A 19119-nucleotide genomic window follows, 5' to 3' on the forward strand; every position below is an offset into this window, starting at 1 on the left:
TTCTCCTTATTCGAGCTTGATGCCTTGGCTCGCGATGATCTCGGTGAGCGCGGCCGTGTCCGATCGCACCCGGCGCAGCAGCGCCTCCTCCGAGATGCCAGCCGCCTCGTAGCCGTGCTGGAAAAGCTTCTGCCGCACCTCGGGCAGGCGGATGACTTCCGAGAGGACCTGCGTCAGCCGCTGCACCATGGGAGCAGGCAGGCTCGCGGGCGCGGCCGCTGCGGTCCAGATCTCGAGTTCGAAATCCTTGAGGCCCGCCTCCTGCAGGGTCGGGTAATCAGGCACGAGTGCGGAACGGCGCGCCGAGGTCACGCCAATGGCGCGCAGCTTTCCGGCCTTGACCTGCTCCTGTGCGAGGCCCGGCGGAAGGAGCGCCAGTTGCAGCTGCGCGCCGATCAGACCGGTGATGACCTGCGGGTTGCCCTGGTAGGGCACATGCACCGCGCCGATGCCTGTGCGGGCCTTCAGGAGTTCCATGCCGAGGTGGCCGATCGTGCCGATGCCGGGCGTCCCGTAGCTCCACTTCGCTCCCGCGGTACGCGCCGCCTCGACAAAGCCGCGGGGATCGGCCTTCCAGACCTCCGGCGTCGTGGCGAGCACGAGGGGCGCGGTGCAGATGATGCTCAGCGGAACGAGGTCCTTCTGCGGATCGTAGGAAGTCGCCGGATTGAGGATCTTGGCGATCGTCATGTTGCCGTTGATGAGGATCCCGACCGTGTGCCTGTCGGTGGACTTCGCGACGACGTCCGCCGCGATGTTGCCGCTGGCCCCCGGATGGTTCTCGACGATCACCGGCTGGCCCAGTGCCTTCGCCATCGGCGCCGCCAGGACACGCGCCACGAAATCCGGCGAAGACCCGCCGCCGAAGCCGACGACCAGGCGCAGCGGTCGCGTCGGCCAGTTCATATCGACCGGGCGGACGCCCGAAGCGTCCGGGGGGCCAGGATCGGCGCGGCTGGTGACACCGGACGATTGCGCGCAGGCGACACCGGCGCACAAGAGCGCGCCAAAAAGCCATGGCAGACGCGCGGCGAACTTGCGAAAAATTGGAAGGGACATGGCAGAACGAATTGGGAATCGGAAGCCCAAGTCTTTCCGCGACGCGGCGCAGCATCAACTCCTGCTTGATGTGCAAGATGAGCTGCACGCGACATCGTGCCGCGCGGACTCGGCTTGCCTGCGGGCAGGCAAGACCATGGCCCGTCGCCTTTGCTTGTCATGCAAGACCGCGGCTGAGCGTCATGTGACGCCACCTCCTTCGCAGGCTGGCGGCCGGTCCCTCAACAGGCCGTTGACCGCCGGCCCGGGGAAGGTCCGACTGCCAACTCGCGGCATCGCGCGGCCGGCGTGCCATACAAGGGTCGGGCACCGGCCGGCGCATGCAGGCATACGCCCTCGTGTTGCCGGATGCTGATGACCGTCATGCCCGACCGAGACCGGGTCAACACGGCAAGCCACTCGACGCGCGGAATGAGCCCACAAAGCCGGGCCGGCGCCGGCCTTCAGGCCAAGGCGCCAGGTCCCTGCTGCGCGTTCCAATCAGGACCGTACGTGGCAGCTGCGTACGTCTGCACCACCACCGAACCCAGCATGCCGTGCATCACGTCGCCCTGCGAGGCGCGACGGCTGACGATGGCCGTGAGCATCCCTTTCGATGCGAGCGACTGCAGCGCGCGATCCACCCACACCTGCCGTTGTGCCGGGTCCATCGCCTCGATCTCCTTGCGCATCGCCCGGATCCGCTCGCCTGCCGAGTCCGCCGGCGCGGGCTGCGTGACCAGGGGCGGCGAAGGCGCTGCAGGGACGATGTCGGGCGGCATCGGATCCGGCGCAACCTCGCTTTGGGACGGGCGCTCGTTGCGCAACAGGGAGCGAAGGTACGAGTACGCGTTGTCGACTGCACGCAGGGAGTTCTTTGCGGCGCGGCGCTCCAGCGTGTCGAGCTGCTCGCGCACCTTGTCTTCCCCGAACTCCTTGATCAGGCCGTCCAGCTTGATCTCCCGGATCCCGAGCGTCTCGCCGCGAAGCACCAGATTGGCATCCACCGGCTTTTCCTGTCCTGCCGGGTTGGCGGTCTTGGCACGGCGGCGCACGGCGAATTGCACCTCGCTCACTACCCTGCCCTGCCGATGTTCGATGAGTTCAATCTCCAGATCCGTTTCCTGATTGATCTCGGCCACCGCTTCCTTGACGCGCTCGTTCTTGAACTTTCGCCACTCGCGTTTGTCACCGCCGGGTATGTTGCTCAGCGCATCCGTCCACCAGCCAACCGGTTTGCGACTGGTGACGCCACCTGGGTTGTCGCGATAGCGCACGCAGATCTCGTAGAGGGCGATGGCTGCATAGGTGCTCAGCCGTGCGAGCACATCCAGTTCGATGCGCGCCCATCGGGACGGATCACGCAGCGCAGTCATGATGGAAGGCGGGAAGGACCAGCTCACCCAGGTCTCGCCGCGACGGACCTCCAGTGCCACCTCGGACAGCATGGAGAAGCCGCGCCACTTCACCCCGTCGCCGGGCGCGGTGGACTCCCAGTCCACCTCCAGGCTGCGCATCTCGCCCAGATAACGCTTGGCGGCGGTGCGGTCGGCGCCATCCGAACCCGTTGTGCGAAGCACCGCCGCCAGCGGCGCCTCGAACATGAAATCTGCCAGCGGCATGGCGGCCATCGATCCCAGGCGGGCCTGCGACACTTGGAGCAGCACCGTGTAGATGCGCCTGGCCGTCAAGGTCACTCGCGCCGAGCGCGGGACCATCACGATCATTTCATGCGGTTTGCGCAGTTCCAGCGCCTCCCCTGCGCCGGGGCGTGAGGTCGGAATGAGGGAGCTGTCGGGAGGCGCGGGCATAGGGAGATCATATGTCCAATGATGCTTGGACACCATGCACACGCCGACACCTGGGATCGGGCGGAGCTTCGCGGTTAAACCACGGACGCTTGCTCAGCGGGCCTTGGCCTGGCGCGAGTAAAGCACGGACGCGAAGCAGTTGAGGAGGCCCTGCAAGCCCGAGTAAATCGCGGACGCCCCATGGTTTCAGGCCAAGAAATGTCCTCAACAACGCCGGGTAAATCGCGGACAGTTCGAGTTCAGGCTTTGCAGCGAGGTTCAAGCGCATGGAAAATCGAGTTATCCACAGCCGGACGGCGGGCGAGATCGCATGCGGACACCTTCCGAGCAGAGAACGGACGGATCCGAGAAAACCACGGACGGATCCGGTTAAATCACGGACAGCGCACTGCAAATAAACGCGCTAACTCATTGTCAGAAAACAACTTTTCCGAATTTCGGCGTGCGCCTAACTTCTCTAATGTATTGAATATTTACTTAAACTCGGGAGAGTTATCCACAAACTCGATCCACTGAAGCCGGATTTCACTTGAAACTTGAGAATTCTTCGATTATTCGCAGACGGTGGGCATAATCGCACGACAGTCGAATTTTCAAGGGCTTTTCAAGTGGACATCAAACAAACAATTAAACGCCAGTCCCTCGAGGATATCGAGCTCCAGGCGCAACGCATCGCTGGCATGATGGATCACATCCGCTCCGCGATGCTGGCGCCGACGGCCGTCAAGATCGCCCCTTCACTTGGCAGTGCGCAGCTTGCGGAGCTGTGCGGTGTCGACAAATCGAAGATTGCATACCGCCTCACACGTGGCGACTTGCCCGCCGGCAATATCCAGGGCAACCGTCGCGAGTGGACGATGGCCGAAGCACAGGCCTGGTCCCGAGATTTCAGGGCGTCGCACATCAGGCCCAAGGGCGCGGCAGGCATCACGATCACTGTCGCCAACTTCAAGGGCGGCGTCGCAAAAACGACTTCCGCAGTGACGTTGGCGCAGGGGCTTTCCATGCGCGGTCATCGGGTGCTCTTGCTGGACCTCGATCCCCAAGGCTCGGCGACCACCCTGTTTGGCGTGCTTCCTGATGCGGAAGTGGACCCGGAGCATACGGCCATGCCATTGTTCGCGGGCGATCAAGAAGATCTCTCCTATGCCATCCGTCCCACGTATTGGCCGAACATCGATCTCGTATGCGCGGCTCCCCTGCTCTACAGCGCCGAGTTCATTCTGCCGGCGCGCCAGGCCAAGGATCCTGGCTTCGAATTCTGGCGTGTGCTGGATCGCGGTCTGGACGCCTTGCGGGAAGCCTATGACGTCATCGTGATCGACACGCCGCCGTCTTTGAGCTATGTGACCATCAATGCACTGATGGCGGCCGACGGCGTGATCATGCCTCTTCCCCCGTCGGCGCTTGACTTCGCGAGCTCTGCGCAATTCTGGGACCTGTTTTCGGACCTGTGCAATCAACTCATACGCAGCCGTGGCAAGAACAAGAGTTTCGAGTTCATCGATGTGCTCCTGTCCCGCGTGGAAGCATCGGATGCCGCCAGCTCGATTGTCCGGCGATGGGTACTCGAGGGCTATGGCGACAAGGTCCTGCCGATCGAGATTCCGAAGACGGCGGTTGCCGCGACAGCCAGCGCAGAGTTCGGGACGGTGTATGACCTGCCCCGAGGCTCCGTGAATTCCAAGACCTTTGCCAGAGCGCGCGACGCCTACGATCGCATGTGCGAGCTGGTCGAACAGCAGATCGAGGCGGTCTGGGCGCGGCAGTTGGCCGAAAGTGTTTTGCTGTCTACAGGAGATTGACATGGGACTGCGCGACAAAGCATCCAAGATTGACTTTGCGTCGTTGACGAGCGGTGCAGGCTTCTCGCCGGACACCAAGCAGCCGAAGACGGCGCCGGGCGCGATGATGGCGTTCGCCAACGACGCGCGCTCCGATCTCTTGAAGGAGAACGAGGAATTGCGCCAGGTTGCCGCGCGGGTGGCGGGATTGGAAGCCGAGCTTGGCGAGGTCGTGGAAGATCTTCGCGCATGGGATGGCGCCAAGGCCACGCGCCAATTGGATCCGGCGACCATCGCGCCCAGCCGTTATGCGAACCGCCATGCAAGCAGTTTCGATGGCGAGGATTTCGATCGCCTCAAGCGTGAGATTCAGGAGGCGGGCGGCAACGTTCAACCGATCAAGGTCAGACCGGTCGGCGCAAAGCAGGCCGATGGCGTGCTTTACGAAATCGTCTTTGGGCATCGTCGCCACGAGGCGTGCCGGCAGTTGGGCATTCCGGTATTGGCGGTGGTGGATAACCTCGACGATCGTTCGTTGTTTGTCGAGATGGAGCGCGAGAACCGTGAACGCCAGGATCTGTCGCCATGGGAGCAGGGAATGATGTACGCCCGAGCCCTGGATCTGGGGCTGTTCGCATCCAACCGGCAACTCGCCTCCACGCTCGGCATCGACCATAGCAATGTCGGCAAATCCTTGGCGCTCGCGCGTTTGCCGGATGCGGTCGTCAGCGCATTCCGTTCGCCGCTCGAGATCCAATTGCGTTGGGCTCCGCTGCTCAACCGCGCATTGGAAACAGACGAACCGGGCGTGTTGGCGAGAGCTCAGGGGCTGGCTACGAGAAGTCCGCGGGCGCTGGCCAAAGAGGTGTTGCACGAGTTGCTGTCCTCGCAAGCCGATGTACAAGTTCAAGCTCGCCCGTACGCGCTGCAGGTGGCCGGCAAAAAAGCGGCGACGTTGACGTTCGACGCCGACGGCCGCGCAAGCATTCGCATCCATCTGCCGCTGACCGAAGCCAAACGCCGGAAGCTGCAGGAGCTCTTGCAGGCATTCATGGCCGAGCTTTGAGCTGAGACAGAGCAAGAGGTAAAGGGGGGGTGGTTCCGAACCACCCCCCTTTTTTTTCTGTCACAAGTCGCGCGGGTCCGCCACGCAAGGCAAGGGATCGACTCCACGTGGCAGCCGGACAATGGCGTCGTTACCCTCAAAACTTCACATCAGCGAACCCCGCAGTTCGGAGAACGAAGCCCCTCGGCTGCGTGCCCGCTGATCTTTTGCCGAATGACTCTCTTGATTCGAGAACCGAAGGAGGCTGAGCATGGCGGATGTGCAGTCGACCCCCCAACCGGGCTTGCGATTGAAGGTCACGCCGGATGCGCGCGTGGCAGGTTGGATCCCTCTCAATCCATCGAAAGCCGCTGCTGCCTCGGCCCTTCGTTGTAATGCCCTAGTTTGGCTTGCTGCGCTGAATATTCTGGCTGCGCAAGCGCTGGGTGCCCCCCGTTCCGGTTCCGGTAAGGTTTGCCGACAGCGCTACCGCAGCAATGAGGGGCGAGTGGTCAAAACGGAATTGCTTCCAGTTTGAGTTTCGTAGTTGTCACTTCCTACCCAAAGTTCAGTGTCCAACGGCGCTGACTGGAGGGGGTGGTTCGGAACCACACCCCGGAGCGCAACCATTCAAACGGAGGATTCCATCCCGCAAGCGTTCAGACTGAGCTTCCGGCGCGGCAAATTCTCTCCCATGGCAGCACCACGCTATGGGCGGAATCCATTGCGCGGTCCAGGCTCGACAAGCGCGCGGCGCACTGAAAATTGTCCCTGCGATCTTCCGGCAAGGATGGATCAGCTCGAGTGCGGGGCTCCAAGGGGGTGTGGTTCCGAACCACACCCCACGCGCTCGGCCGACACGAAACGCCGGATGGCTCCTCCAGGCGACGTGGTGGATGCACGTTCGCAACAGGATCCGGACCTGATCGGCGGACCATGGCGCCATAGCACTCCAAAAATGTTGCCAACAGTCACTATGGGCATAAGGAGCTCTTACGGCGATTCCACACGCGCACCAGCCAATGCCGTGGGAGGGTCTGTCCGTTGGCAGCGCTCGCCGCGCTTGCAGGATTGGAACGGCTGCAGGGGAGAAGGGGGTCCGTTGCGACAGGGGGCACCACCGGGAGAGCTGGTGGAGATCTTCAGGATCAGTCGTCCACGACGCTTCTCACCCTGCCCATCTTTGCTAGGCGTCGGAAGGACGAGCACTTGTTGGGTATGTTGCCCACGCGACATCCAGTTCGCCGAGCCGCGGTGCAAACCGGAGTCCGGGACAAGCCGCCTTCCTGAACGACGCGCCACGATTGCGTCCGTGGAATACCAGATTCGAAGGTGCGCGCTCGAGCGTGCTGGGCTGAAGGGCATCGGCCTCCAACGCGTCGACGACGCTGCCGCGGCACTGGCGGGCCCACTGTACAGCCCTGACGTCGGGTACCAAGGCGCCGGGCGCGTGCAAACGTTCAGGACCGTTCCACATCACCCTGGGGAGGATGACCAAGCCATGGCCCGTGTTCGTTGCCCGTCGGTACGCCGGCCGATCATCGTCCACTTCATGCCTCTTAGGTTGGCACAGTCCGCGATCGACGGATGCCGCTTGGAGGTGAAAGCTCGTCCTCTTTCGAACTACTCAACTCAGGGCTAAGTTGTTGATTTAAATGGAAATTTGACCCCGCAACTTGAACGAAGCCCCAAAGTTCATCGAAAAAATGCATGGATGATTATTTGCGGACTGTTAGAATTCGGACCGTTGGCCACCTTCGAGCCATCTCACCATTTCATGAGCCCGCCCGCCTCCTGCACGCCAAGCTTGTCATCGAGCGGGGCATTGCTTACGCACCCTCGATGGTTCGTGGGCGTCTGCATTCGCAGTTCGCGGTAGATCCGGGCCGCGCGGGTTGGCTGCGATGAAACGGATTGCCCAGCGTCACCTGCACCACGGCCACTTTGCGTTCATGCGCGCGGTCGTGCAGGGCATCGATGCGCAGGCCAGCTGGGACCGCTATCTGCGCGCCGAGGGAGAGCATCGCGATGGACGCACGGTTCGGCGCACCATCGATTGGATTCGAGACGCGTTCGCCGCCGCTGCCAGACAGGCACGGCGACCGGGACTGGCACGGCTGATCCTGCTCCAGCCGGAGCGGCTCAGTGAACTCCCGGGCCGACCGTCGTTGGAAGAGTTCGCCATTCAGCACGGCCTGGAAGACTTTTCAGCGGACGAACAGCTCGAGGCGTACCAGGCAGCCATGGGCTCGGCTACAAGTGCCGGCCTCGGACGAAGATCCGGGCGAAGGCAACGGCTCGTGGCCAAGCAGCTCGAAGCGCTGCGATGGCTGGAACAACATGCCGCACAGGCTCCCGCCGCGACGGACCCGCTGGCATCCTGGCTCGATGAGTCCATTGCGCGTCGGTTGGCGCGTGCCGGACTGAACGACGTCGCGCAGTTGGTCGAGCATGTCAATGCCGTCGGTGCGCGGTGGTGGCTGCATATTCCCGGGATCGGACCACGCAAAGGTGCACGCATCCTGGAATGGCTTCGTCTCCACGCCAAGGACATCAGTATGGATGTGGGCGCTCACGTCTTCATCCCGCGCCATCGCGTCCCGCTGCACCTGCTCGCGAGCGTCGTGAAGGCCGAAACTGCATTGCGGCCGTATGAGAAATTCGATGTGCCCCAAGGCCTGGAAGGGGGACCGGAAAGGCCCAACCCGGGGCAGGGCAGCGGTCAGCTGCCTGCCCGTACGGACCGGGAAGCCATCGATGCGTGGCTGGATGCCGCGGCGCGGTCCGCCGCAACACGACGCTCCTACCGGAAGGAAGCTGAACGGCTGCTCCTTTGGGCGGTACTCGTTCGCTGTAAGGCCATGTCATCCTTGAACGACGAGGACGTGCAGGCATACCGGGACTTTTTATGCGCGCCGCCCGCCGAGTGGTGTGGCCCCCGCCATGTCCAGCGTTGGTCGCCACGGTGGCGCCCGCTGGAAGGGCCCCTCGCGCCTGCAGCCGTTGGACAGGCACACACCGTCCTCCATGGCCTGTTCCGATTCTGGGTTCGCCACGCGTACATCCAGCGCAATCCATTTGCAGCGTCCGCGGTGCGGGGGACCTCCGCACCGAAGGCGGTGTCGTCTCGCAGCATCACGCCAGCGGACTGGACGCATCTGGAAGCCGTGCTGGAACTGGACAAGCAAACCGAACCCGGGCGGCGGGTGGCGCGCGCCATGCGATGGCTTCGGTTCAGCGACATGGGCCTCGGCGAGCTGACGAAGCTCCGATGCGAACATCTGCGCAGGTCCCATGGATCGCACGGCGATGTCCAATGGCAGATCGTGGCGGACGATGGGCCTCGCAGCAGACACGTGATGCTCATTCCCACTGCACTGGTGGAAGAGTTCCAGGCAGAGCTGGTTCGTCAGGGACGGCCGGGCAATGTCGGCGCGCCCGACAATCAAGGCGTTCATATCCTCGCCCGATTCGGGTCTTCAGGCTTCGCGCGTCCTTGGTCGGCCTCGGGAGCTGCGAAAGCCATTCGGGCCACCTTCGACCGCGCGGCAGCCCTGGCGGACGGCAGCGCGGCGCAACGCTGGGCCCAGGCTTCGCCAAGAGCGCTGCGCACCTAAGGGCTCTGTCGCCCTATGGCGTCCGGACGGTGCTGCGCGCGCCGAGGGCAGGGGGATCAATGCCGCAGCGGACCGGCCGTGCACCGCGCAGACCCTCTCACGGACTGAAACGCCCTGCCAGCGCGTTGCGTCAATTTCGCGAATTCTTCCGTCGCTTGCTTCGACCCTTCATGCTGTGCTGCGCGGGCAAGTGCGCAGGTTGACATCGCGACGCGCCGATGACGATTTGCTTTGCGGTACGGTATCCGGCGGGGTTCAATCTTCTTGACCACTGATGGTCTGGAGATATTCAGGCAGGCTGCAGCTTCCTGTGTGTGAGTTTGCGCTTTTGACGCAGCACAACAAGTGGCTCTTGCATGGCCATGGCACGCAAGAGATCAGCATGGGAGCCGAGTGCGTGCGAAGGACCTTGAGTGGAGTTTTGAAAACGCGTGATGGGCGGTGCAGCGCGGCAACGGAATCACGGCAGCGGGCCTCCCGGCCGCCGGTTCTGAAGCGGCTTGGCCTCCTGGTATTTTTCCCAAAGGTACAGGCCCGGCAAGGCGACGAGGTGCGCCACGGCAGCGAGTATCCCGGTCGCGAACAACGCGACGGCAAACAAAGGGGCCGCCGCAATTTCGAGGACCATCCGCATACGACCCGCCGTGCGGGCCGGAGCGGTCCCTGTCGCATCACCTGTCATTGATTCTCCCGAGTGTGGCGGCACCTCCGCCGCAGGGCGGGGCGCCAACCGCGAACCCGCCGCAGCGAATCACCATCCTTCAACGCGTTCCTGCCTGCTGGCAATGATCAACGCGTGCATTCGCGCCTTCCAGGCCCTTCAATCGACTTCCGGCAGCGACGCGAGCGCCACGGGACCGTCCTGGCTGACGAAGATGAGCGTGCGATCGTCGATGCCTCGCTGCTGCTGGCTCACGCCGGTGATCTGGTGCGCGCCCGTGTCGTACTGCTTCACCTTTCCCTGTTGTTCAACCACCAGGCGGCGAGGCTCCGGGAAGAATGCGTATCGGACACCGTCTTGGCTGCCGGTACTGGAAGGGTGGGCGAGTTCCGAAGGCCACCAGCGGTCCGCAGACGGAGACATCGGGGTCATGGGCTTCAGCTCATTGAATGGTTTCATGGATGGTCGAGCACCTGTCGTGCAGGTTGATCAAGGAAGTCGTCGCGAGTCCCCTCCGCAGCGCCGGTCTTCGCCGCCAGGCCATCGGAGAAAAGGGCCGAAAGGTCGGTACTGCGCAGGACCAGGCCCACGACCATCCCGAACGACAGGATGCGCCAAGCCCTGACCAGCACGATCAGCGATCCCGTGCCCGCGGCGTATGCGACCAGCCTCGCAGGGTGCCTTGAGGCGTAATCCTGTAGAAACGGCATACCGATCTCAGCGAACGTGCTCAGGTGGCTGCGTCGCCACCAGCGCCCGATCAGGCTGGCCCGACCTCGTCGATTGGCGTTCCAAGACGCAGCGGCGCTTGGCCCGACTGCAGTCGTCTCGAGAGCGTTGTATCCCATCGCGGCGAGAAGCGCGGCGCGGGAGAACGCAAGCTTCTCCGATGGCGTGAATGCGTCGGTCATGTGAGCGTGAGAGGAGGAGGTTGGCTTAGAAAGTTAGCGGCGCCGCGACAGCGCCATGTGGGGCGATGCAGGCATGTCTTGTAGGTCTGGCTGACCCAAACGACGTTGGTGCCCGCGACGACATGTGCAGCGCACTCGCGTTGACGCCGCTGAGCGTCTGGCACGCGTACCAGCCGTCGCCGTCAGGGCAAACTGCGCAGAGCACGCAAGCCGCGTCCACTGGCGCGCTGGTTGTGATCGGTCCGGAGACCGGCAGGTCACGCTTTCGCGACCCTGCCCTCGAAGGCTTCTCCAGGCGACGCTGCAGCCAGTTCGATCCGATGCTTCGACCCAGTCTGCAGCGCCGACGTCAAGCCTTGGGCGGATCGTTTTCCCGGCCGTAGTGCCGATGGGCGCCCATGGCTGCGATGAAGTTCGCAATGGCGTCGTCGGCCGCGGCGGGATCAGCCAGGATCAGGCCCGGGTCCACCGACCCATCGGGCATGGTCATCGGAATCTGCGCCTCGGCCAGAAGGGCTTCCGAAGCACCGAACGCCAGGATCGTCTTGCAATGCCAGTACTGAAGGCGCAGGAACTCCATCGTGTGCGCGTCCTGATCGAGCGCCTCCACCGCCTTTGGGCCGTCCGGCAGGACAAGCGCGTCGAACAGGACGCCCGGGGAGTTCTCCATGGTGGCATCCGCTTCGAATTTTTCGCCGCCGGCACCGAGGTAGGTTCCCAGCCGGGCAGCCACGAGGCGAGGGACGGCGCCTTGGGCGACGAGCGCGGATATCAACTTCTGCAAAGAAGCACCCTCGACGTTATGGGCGATCAGTATGGCTATCTTGCGGGTGCGGATCCCACCGTCGCCTGGCCTTGCCATGAGCGACAAAGCGGGTGAAATTTCCACTTCGGGTGCGACTTCGTTCTCGAGTGCCTTCGGCAGCGGAGCGGGTAATTCCATGCCGAGATCCTGAGCCAGGCGCGCCGCAAGATCGGGCGCTGCGTTGAGCAGACTTGCCACCATGCGTTCGCGGATGGCCGGCACTGTCACCTTTGACAACTCGAAGCGGAAGGCATTGCCGATATGCGCCTTCTCGACTTCGCTCTGGCTTTCGTAGAAAAGGCGCGCTTGCGTGTAATGGTCGGCGAATTTCTCGGGTTTGACGCGTACCTTGTCGCTGCTTTCCTTGGCATCGAGGCGCCTGGCGATGCTGGCGAACCCTTGTGCGGCGCCCGCCTGGAATGGGCAGCCGCCGGCCAAGGAGTTCGGTTCGTAGGCCACACGGCCGCGATGGATGGCCTGTCGATTCATGCCGTCTCGCTGGTTGTTGTGGACCTGAGCGATGGGCGCGTTGATAGGAAGCTCGTGGAAATTCGGTCCGCCCAGACGCGAGATCTGCGTGTCCACATAGGAGTGAATGCGGCCGGCCAACAACGGGTCGTTTGTGAAATCGATCCCTGGCACGATGTGTGCCGCGCAGAAGGCAACCTGCTCCGTCTCCGCGAAGAAATTGTCCGGGTTCCGGTTGAGCACCAGGCGGCCAACGATGCGGATCGGCACGAGTTCCTCCGGCACGATCTTGGTCGCATCCAGGATATCGAAGCTGAATTGCTCGGCCTGCTCCTCCGAGAAGATCTGCAGGCCGAGCTCCCACTCTGGATACTCTCCGGCTTCGATCGCCTCCCAGAGATCACGACGGTGGAAGTCCGGATCGGCGCCGGAGATCTTCACTGCCTCTTCCCAGACCAACGAATGCGTGCCTAGCTTGGGCTGCCAGTGGAACTTCACGAGGAAGCTTTCACCTGCCTCATTGACGAGTCGGAAGGTGTGCACGCCGAAGCCCTGCATCATCCGGTAGCTGCGCGGAATGGCGCGGTCGCTCATCTGCCACATCAGCATGTGGGTGGATTCGGGCATGAGCGAGACGAAGTCCCAGAAGGTGTCGTGCGCCGAGGCGGCCTGCGGCATGCCATGGTGCGGTTCAGGCTTGACCGCATGCACGAGGTCGGGGAACTTCATCGCGTCCTGGATGAAGAACACGGGCATGTTGTTGCCCACCAGGTCCCAGTTGCCTTCGTCGGTGTAGAACTTGACGGCGAAGCCGCGCACGTCGCGCGCGGTGTCCTTGGAGCCGCGCTCGCCGGCCACCGTCGAGAAGCGAACGAACACGGGCGTGACCTTGCCGGCTTCCTTGAACGGCGCCGCCTTCGTGAACGGCTTGAGCGATTCATAGCATTCGAAGAAGCCGTGGGCGCCCGAGCCTCGCGCGTGCACGATCCGTTCCGGAATGCGCTCGTGGTCGAAGTGCGTGATCTTCTCGCGCAGGATGAAGTCTTCCAGCAGCACCGGGCCGCGTGCGCCGGCCTTGAGCGAGTTCTGGTTGTCGGCCACGGCCACGCCCTGGTTGGTCGTGAGGCGCTGGCCGGCGGAATCGACGCGCACGCGGTCCAACGTGTCGATCGTTGCATTCACGCCCTCATGCGCGCGCGAGCCGGTCTTGTTGGAAAAATTCTGTTCCGACAAGCTGCTGGCCCCGGGCAACAAGGACGGTGGAGACACGCTGGTCCCTTGCGGCGTTGAGGCCGAATTGGCTTCACCATATTCCGAAGCCTTGTTCAGGTTGGCCCGCATGCTGGCTGCAACGGTCTGCGTGTCGATGGCTTTCTGTGCAGGGAGATCCCCTTTGCCCGCAGCGGGCGGGGCGGGGTGGGCTGGGCCGCTGTCCGTGTTGCGTGCCGCGGCACGGGCAGCGTCGAGCGCTGCTGCGCTCGGTGCGGGCGAGGAAGATTTCTTGACCATGTGGCTCTCCAAAATTCGGGACGAGAGGCTATGGGCACGGGTTTTCGCACCGTGTAGGAAAAATTCCAATCGCCGCCGCCGCCTTGGAGAAGGTTGTCGAGGTGCTCCGGATCGACAGGAGCGCGGGGCGCAGCCGGTTCAGGCCATCGATTCGCGCCCGGGCGGATCGACGCGAATTCGATGCCGGCCTACAAAATCGGGCCACTGCGGCGCAGCGATCCGGCTAGCATGATCTGCCCATTCACCATTGAGACGCTGCATGCTGACGCCCGAAGCAGATCGAGTTCTTGCATATTTTCGCCAAGAGTATTGGCCGAACGAGGAGCGTTCGGCGAGCGCCTTGCAACTGAGCCGACGCGTCGTTGGATCCAGCGTGGGAATCGTGCAGCTCATGGACGATGGACTGCTGACCCAGTCGCTGGACAAGGCCTACTACCGGCTCACAGACAAGGGGGTCCGAGCACTGGGCCTGCGCTCAAGCGTTTGATAGGCCAGGTCCCGGCATCGGCTGCGGCCCCGGGCTTGGATGGACGCGGACGCGGATCTTCGCCGGGGCCCGGTAACTCAATTGCGCCGAACTCATCGCTTGGGCGCGGATGCGCGTGTCGTCGGCTCAGCCTGCGACGCGCGGGTTTTGCCGATGCTTCGCATCGCATCCGCAAAAGCTGTGAGGATCGCAGGCTTGGCCAGTCCGTCCCGTCGAAAGAACAGCCCGAACGACGGCAGCACGACCCGGGGGCTGACCTTGAGTCTTTGCACGCCACCCCTGGCAACTTCATCGACGGCGTGCTCCAGGCGCACCGCGCAGAGCAGCGAGGGGTCCTTGCGAAGCACGGTGCCTATCGTGACCGAGGACAGGGCTTCGATGACCGGCTCGGGCGGCGTTGCACCGCTGTTCAGGAAAGCCGTCATGAACGCCTGCCGGACCAGTGTTTCCTTGGGAGGAAGCACCCATTGCGCGGTCTGCAGATCGGCCCACTTCAACCGTGGTGCTGGCACGGTCCTGTTCGACGTCGAGGCAAGCACGCACAACTCGTCCTTCAAGAGGACAACGGGTTCGAGCAGAGGGATCAGATCACTGGAGATCAGCTCGGGCGTGATGGCACCGAAAACGCAGTCGAGCTCTCCCTCGAGCAGACGATGGATGAGTTCATGGACTCGGCCTTCGCGCAAATGCACGGCCGCGCCCGGCAGCCGCTGCCGCAGTTCGACGATGGCCGCTGGGACAGCGGCTGTGACCGATGGCGCGCCGACGCGAAGAACTGCCGTGACGCCGCTTTGCAGGGCGTCGACGTCTTCGGTGGCCCGAGCCAGTTCGTGCAGCACGGCGCGTGCGCGGAATGCGGCGCCGGCACCCAGCGCATTCGCATGGATGCCTTGGTGACTGCGTTCGAAAAGCCTGGCCCCGAAACAGCCCTCTAGCTCGCCAAGCATCTTGCTGATGGCGGGCTGACTCAGGTGCAGCCGCGCCGCCGCGCCGCGCATGGTCGCCGTCTCGGAAAGAACCACGAGCAGTTCAAGGTGTCGCAGGCGCAACGTGCGCACCAGGCGGTCGGTCTTCGTGTCCATTCGGGCGTCCTGTGCCAATAGCCAATCGTGATCACTCCTTCACGATTATCGAATTTTCAAGAATAGGGGAGGGCGATAACGTTGGCCTGATGAACTTCGAATCCAAAGAGGCAAGTACGCCCGCGGCCCCGCTGAAGAAAGTGCGCGTGATCGATCTGGGGCAATACATCGCCGGACCGGGCGCGGCCATGGTGCTGGCTGAACTCGGCGCGCAGGTCATCAAGATCGAACCGTTGGCGGGGGACCAGGCCAGGCACATCGGCCGTTACGGCGAGTCGATGATCCGCGCCTACAGCCGCGGCAAGCAGTCGATCGCGCTCAACTTGAAGAGCAAGGCGGGCCTGGAGATCGCCTGGCGCCTGATCGGCGAGAGCGATGTCGTGATCCAGAACCTGCGCCCCGGTGCGGTGGATGGGTTGGGCCTGGGCCCGGCTGCCGTGCGTGAGCGGTTTCCCCGGGTCATCTATCTGTCGATCTCGGGATTCGGCGACCAGGGACCTTCGAGCGAACGCCCCGGTTACGACATTGCAGCCCAGGCGGAAAGCGGCTTGATGTCGGTCACCGGCGAGCCGGATCGCCTCCCGCAGAAGGTGGGCGTGCCGATCATCGATGCAGCCGCTGCCCATCTGGGCGCCCAGGCGGTGCTCGCAGCGCTCTACGGACGCGAGCAGACGGGGCTTGGCGAAACGCTGCGCACCTCGCTGCTCGAGGTGGCGATGCACCTGCAGGCCACAACTTGGTGCGACTACCTCGGAGGTGCGCCCGAGCCCACGCGCATGGGCGATGGCCAGCCGAACAATGCACCCGCCGCGGAGGTCGTGCCTACGCTCGACGGACACATCGTCCTGTCGGCTTACGCGGACGAGCACTGGGCGCGATTTTGCCGCGTGGTCGGACGCGAGGCGCTCGTGGCAGACCCTCGATTCAGCAGCAACGCGCTGCGGGTGCAGCACCGCCGCGAGCTTCGTAGTGTGTTGTGCGAGTGCCTCTCGTCCTTCACCAGCCAGGAGTGCGTATCTCTGCTGAGCCGCCACCAGATCGTTGTCGGATCAGTCCGCAGCTACCGGCAGGTGCTGCACAGTGAGGACATCCAGGCGAGCGGAATATTGGTCGAAGCGTCCGGCGCTGACGGCCGCCGGTATCCCACCCTGGGATTGCCCTACCGCCTGGGCGAGGCGCCCCGAGCCCGGCCGCAAGCCGCGCCGAGTTGCGGAGCCGACACCGATCAAATCCTGAACGCGCTCGGGTTCACGGCCAACGAGATCGACGAGCTTCGCCGGGCCGACGTGGTGGCCGGACGCAGGCCTTGAACGCCATGGACTCACCCATTGATGCGGTCACCCGACGTTGCGAAGACGTCGTGGTCCAGACGCTGCCGCTGTTCGAGATGATGCGCATGCGCGCTGCGACAACCGCGCGCCGACATCCCGCGCGCGGGTTCGCAGCGACGGATCCGGCATCGACCGCGCGCTGGGTCAACCAGTTCACTCACACGCATCGTCGTCTTGGTCCGCAAGACAAGGAGGTGGTCAGTCCGAACAATGACACGGTCTACAGCAACGCGTGGCTGGATCTTTCCGACGGACCGGTCATCATCGACACGCCCGAGATGGGCGAGCGCTATTGGACGCTGGGTTTGCTGGACGCGTGGACCAACCCATTCGCCTACGTAGGCCGCCGCACGACGGGCAGCACGCCCCAGCGCACCTTGGTGCACGGGCCCGGATGGCGCGGCGATGTCCCGTCGGACATCACACTGACGGTGGCTGCGCCGGGAGACGACGTGTGGGTCATCGGCCGTCACCTGGTGCAAGACGACGGTGACGATGTCGCTCGCGTACGGGCGTTGCAAGCCGCAATGCGCCTCGTCCGCCTGGACGGCACCGATGCAGCCATGCGCGTCGACACCTGGATCGATGGCCGTGACGCGCGCATACCGTCGGCCGACGTGTACCTGTCCGTGGTCGATGCCGCACTGCGACGCAATCCACCGCCGCCTGCCGAGCGGCTGACATGGCCGCCCTCGGCAAGCAATCTCGCAACGTCGCTGCCGGCTGTCTACGAGCGGCTGCGGACGAGCAACCAGCCGCACGATCTGGGCGGAGGGTGGGCCCTACCGGTCTTGGTGACGAACAACTGGGGCGACGATCACCTCACGCGCGCGCGCATCGCCCGCAACTTCATCGGCGCGTTGGGCGTCGAGGAGGCGATGTACCCCACAGCGGAGGTGGACGCGCGTGGGGAACCACTGCATGGATCGCAGCGCTACGAACTGCGATTCGCGCCTGGCAGGGGGTTGAAGGTAGACGCGTTCTGGTCGTTGACCATGTACCGTCGCAGCGACTGCCTGCTCGTTGCCAACCCTATCCACCGTTACTCCATCGGCGATCGCACCCGGGGTTTGCTGCACGACGCCGACGGCGGCCTCGCCATCCGGCTCCAGGCCGACGATCCCGGGCCCGGGTTCAACTGGCTTCCCACGCCGAAGGGCGAGGCGTTCTATGTCGTGCTGCGGCTTTACCAACCGCGTGCCGAACATCTGGCGCTGCGGTTCGACTATCCGCCGATCAAGCCCGTCTGAAGTCCAGACAATCCAACGGAGACAAGCGCATGACGATCAAACGCCGACACCTTCTCACAGCCGCCGCCGGCCTGGCACTTCCCTGGAGTGCGACGAGCGTCGCTCAGGCATGGCCAACGCGGCCGGTACGTCTGATTTCTCCGTATGGCGCAGGCGGGTCCAACGATATCCTGACGCGCGTCCTCGCTGACTTCCTTGGGCGAAGGCTCGGCCAGGGTGTGGTGGTGGAGAACAAGGCTGGTGCCGGCACGCGAATCGCCAACGACTTCGTCGCGAAGGCCCCGGCGGACGGCTACACACTCCTTCATGCGGCAGCACCCATCGCCATTGGAGAGGCGCTGTACAAGGACCTGCCGTATGACGTGCACAAGAGCTTCGCCTCGATCGCCAGCACAGCCATCGCTCCGTTGTTCCTTGTGGTCAATGCCGATGCGCCGTACAGGTCGCTTGCCGAGTTCACCAAGCACGCCAAGTCCGATCCCAAGGGCGCAACCTTCGGATCGCCTGGGGCGGGGTCGGCGCCGCATCTGACGGCCGAGCTGCTGTTGCGTGCCTCTGGCGCGAAGGGCATCGTGGTGCAGTACCGCGGCGACGCGGCGGCCTACACAGAGCTGCTTGCGGGGCGGATCGACGCCACCTTGACCGCCATCTCGACCGCCATCCCTCACATCCAGGCGGGCAAGCTCCGAGTCCTGGGTGTGGCCACGGAAGAGCGAACGCCGCTCTACCCGCAGGCACCGACGCTGCGCGAGCAGGGATTGCCCGCCGTGGTCGGCTACGGCTGGTACGGTGTGCTTGCGCCGACCGGAACGCCGGCCACCATCGTTGCTCGGCTGAACGCCGAGATCAATGCCGCGATGACCGATGCCGATGTCCGTCGCAAGGCAGAGGCCGCGGGACTGCAGCTTCGAGGGGGCAGCAGCGAGGAATTCAGCGCATTCATGGCGAGTGAAACCCGCAAGTGGGCGCAGATCATCAAGACTGCGAACATCACGGCCGAATGATGCTGGCGACCGGGGAGCGGCAATTGGGCGCTTGCCGGACTGGCTGAAAAGACCAAGAGCGGCCCGGACGAACCCTTCGAATCCGAGTGAATCTGCGCAGTTCGTCGCTCCAGACAGTCGCTCCACACCTCGAGGTCGGTCCCCGTTCGCCTCAGCCGCAACCTTGCTCGTGTTGCGAAGTGACCACGAGATGCGTTGCCCATCCTGCTCATCGGTGCCGATGAATGCTGATTGCGAAGGAGGGCGCTTTTGCTGCGACAGAACCGGCTCCATCGATCGATTTGGAAGTCACCTCTGACCTGTGCTTCCCTGCTGC

Annotated in this window: 14 protein-coding genes; 7 read left to right on the top strand and 7 right to left on the bottom strand. The window is 63.9% G+C overall.

The window, feature by feature from the left end:
* Positions 1-6 precede the first annotated feature (6 nt).
* The gene (locus RT97_RS04855) at positions 7-906 is read right to left on the bottom strand and encodes a Bug family tripartite tricarboxylate transporter substrate binding protein (RefSeq protein WP_080898165.1); all 900 of its coding nucleotides are present in this window, start codon (positions 904-906) and stop codon (positions 7-9) included.
* Positions 907-1502: 596 nt separating this feature from the next.
* Positions 1503-2849: a replication initiation protein gene (locus tag RT97_RS04860; protein WP_172672156.1), complete on the bottom strand. Its 1347-nt coding sequence runs from the start codon at positions 2847-2849 to the stop codon at positions 1503-1505.
* Positions 2850-3457: 608 nt separating this feature from the next.
* Between RT97_RS04860 and RT97_RS04865 the strand changes: the two genes are divergently transcribed.
* The 3 genes from RT97_RS04865 to RT97_RS04875 all read left to right on the top strand — a co-directional run bounded on the left by RT97_RS04865 (position 3458) and on the right by RT97_RS04875 (position 9295).
* The gene (locus RT97_RS04865; RefSeq protein ID WP_253278128.1) at positions 3458-4654 is read left to right on the top strand and encodes a ParA family protein; all 1197 of its coding nucleotides are present in this window, start codon (positions 3458-3460) and stop codon (positions 4652-4654) included.
* Position 4655: 1 nt separating this feature from the next.
* A complete protein-coding gene (locus RT97_RS04870) occupies positions 4656-5699 on the top strand; it encodes a ParB/RepB/Spo0J family partition protein (RefSeq protein ID WP_052810547.1) in 1044 nt (347 codons plus the stop codon).
* A gap of 1883 nt (positions 5700-7582) precedes the next feature.
* On the top strand, positions 7583-9295 hold the full coding sequence (locus RT97_RS04875) for a phage integrase family protein (RefSeq protein WP_052810548.1): 1713 nt from the start codon (positions 7583-7585) through the stop codon (positions 9293-9295).
* Positions 9296-9755: 460 nt separating this feature from the next.
* Here RT97_RS04875 and RT97_RS33015 read toward each other — a convergent pair whose 3' ends face one another.
* The 4 genes from RT97_RS33015 to RT97_RS04890 all read right to left on the bottom strand — a co-directional run bounded on the left by RT97_RS33015 (position 9756) and on the right by RT97_RS04890 (position 13649).
* Complete coding sequence (locus RT97_RS33015) at positions 9756-9929, bottom strand: hypothetical protein (protein WP_155403728.1); 174 nt, start codon at positions 9927-9929, stop codon at positions 9756-9758.
* Between the two features lie 186 nt (positions 9930-10115).
* The gene (locus RT97_RS04880) at positions 10116-10415 is read right to left on the bottom strand and encodes a hypothetical protein (RefSeq protein WP_042577658.1); all 300 of its coding nucleotides are present in this window, start codon (positions 10413-10415) and stop codon (positions 10116-10118) included.
* A complete protein-coding gene (locus tag RT97_RS32000; RefSeq protein ID WP_052810549.1) occupies positions 10412-10867 on the bottom strand; it encodes a hypothetical protein in 456 nt (151 codons plus the stop codon). The genes RT97_RS04880 and RT97_RS32000 overlap by 4 nt, the downstream gene beginning before the upstream one ends.
* A 349-nt stretch (positions 10868-11216) precedes the next feature.
* On the bottom strand, positions 11217-13649 hold the full coding sequence (locus RT97_RS04890; protein WP_080898167.1) for a catalase: 2433 nt from the start codon (positions 13647-13649) through the stop codon (positions 11217-11219).
* Between the two features lie 259 nt (positions 13650-13908).
* On the opposite strand from RT97_RS04890, the gene RT97_RS04895 reads away from it, so the two are divergent.
* Positions 13909-14136, top strand: coding sequence for a hypothetical protein (locus RT97_RS04895; protein WP_042577660.1), 228 nt, complete (start codon positions 13909-13911; stop codon positions 14134-14136).
* Between the two features lie 92 nt (positions 14137-14228).
* Here the strand turns inward: RT97_RS04895 and RT97_RS04900 are convergent, their stop codons facing one another.
* A complete protein-coding gene (locus RT97_RS04900) occupies positions 14229-15218 on the bottom strand; it encodes a LysR family transcriptional regulator (protein ID WP_042577661.1) in 990 nt (329 codons plus the stop codon).
* 89 nt (positions 15219-15307) lie between these two features.
* On the opposite strand from RT97_RS04900, the gene RT97_RS04905 reads away from it, so the two are divergent.
* Genes RT97_RS04905 through RT97_RS04915 form a run of 3 tightly spaced genes read left to right on the top strand, consistent with a single transcriptional unit; the run spans position 15308 to position 18803 of the window.
* Entirely contained in the window at positions 15308-16528 is a 1221-nt protein-coding gene (locus RT97_RS04905; protein ID WP_042577662.1) for a CaiB/BaiF CoA transferase family protein, read from the top strand.
* A 5-nt stretch (positions 16529-16533) separates the two neighbouring features.
* Positions 16534-17799: a DUF1254 domain-containing protein gene (locus tag RT97_RS04910; protein WP_042577663.1), complete on the top strand. Its 1266-nt coding sequence runs from the start codon at positions 16534-16536 to the stop codon at positions 17797-17799.
* A gap of 29 nt (positions 17800-17828) precedes the next feature.
* Positions 17829-18803: a Bug family tripartite tricarboxylate transporter substrate binding protein gene (locus RT97_RS04915; protein WP_042577664.1), complete on the top strand. Its 975-nt coding sequence runs from the start codon at positions 17829-17831 to the stop codon at positions 18801-18803.
* The last annotated feature ends 316 nt before the right edge of the window (positions 18804-19119 follow it).

It is taken from the genome of Variovorax paradoxus (assembly GCF_000834655.1).
GTDB classification, from domain to species: Bacteria; Pseudomonadota; Gammaproteobacteria; order Burkholderiales; family Burkholderiaceae_C; genus Variovorax; species Variovorax paradoxus_F.

Bases quoted from the DNA above. Each gene is read 5' to 3' on its own strand.
- RT97_RS04855 (WP_080898165.1), bottom strand. From the start codon at position 906: ATGAACTGGCCGACGCGACCGCTGCGCCTGGTCGTCGGCTTCGGCGGC.
- RT97_RS04860 (WP_172672156.1), bottom strand. From the start codon at position 2,849: ATGCCCGCGCCTCCCGACAGCTCCCTCATTCCGACCTCACGCCCCGGC.
- RT97_RS04870 (WP_052810547.1), top strand. From the start codon at position 4,656: ATGGGACTGCGCGACAAAGCATCCAAGATTGACTTTGCGTCGTTGACG.
- RT97_RS04875 (WP_052810548.1), top strand. From the start codon at position 7,583: ATGAAACGGATTGCCCAGCGTCACCTGCACCACGGCCACTTTGCGTTC.
- RT97_RS33015 (WP_155403728.1), bottom strand. From the start codon at position 9,929: ATGCGGATGGTCCTCGAAATTGCGGCGGCCCCTTTGTTTGCCGTCGCG.
- RT97_RS04880 (WP_042577658.1), bottom strand. From the start codon at position 10,415: ATGAAACCATTCAATGAGCTGAAGCCCATGACCCCGATGTCTCCGTCT.
- RT97_RS32000 (WP_052810549.1), bottom strand. From the start codon at position 10,867: ATGACCGACGCATTCACGCCATCGGAGAAGCTTGCGTTCTCCCGCGCC.
- RT97_RS04890 (WP_080898167.1), bottom strand. From the start codon at position 13,649: ATGGTCAAGAAATCTTCCTCGCCCGCACCGAGCGCAGCAGCGCTCGAC.
- RT97_RS04895 (WP_042577660.1), top strand. From the start codon at position 13,909: ATGCTGACGCCCGAAGCAGATCGAGTTCTTGCATATTTTCGCCAAGAG.
- RT97_RS04900 (WP_042577661.1), bottom strand. From the start codon at position 15,218: ATGGACACGAAGACCGACCGCCTGGTGCGCACGTTGCGCCTGCGACAC.
- RT97_RS04905 (WP_042577662.1), top strand. From the start codon at position 15,308: ATGAACTTCGAATCCAAAGAGGCAAGTACGCCCGCGGCCCCGCTGAAG.
- RT97_RS04910 (WP_042577663.1), top strand. From the start codon at position 16,534: ATGGACTCACCCATTGATGCGGTCACCCGACGTTGCGAAGACGTCGTG.
- RT97_RS04915 (WP_042577664.1), top strand. From the start codon at position 17,829: ATGACGATCAAACGCCGACACCTTCTCACAGCCGCCGCCGGCCTGGCA.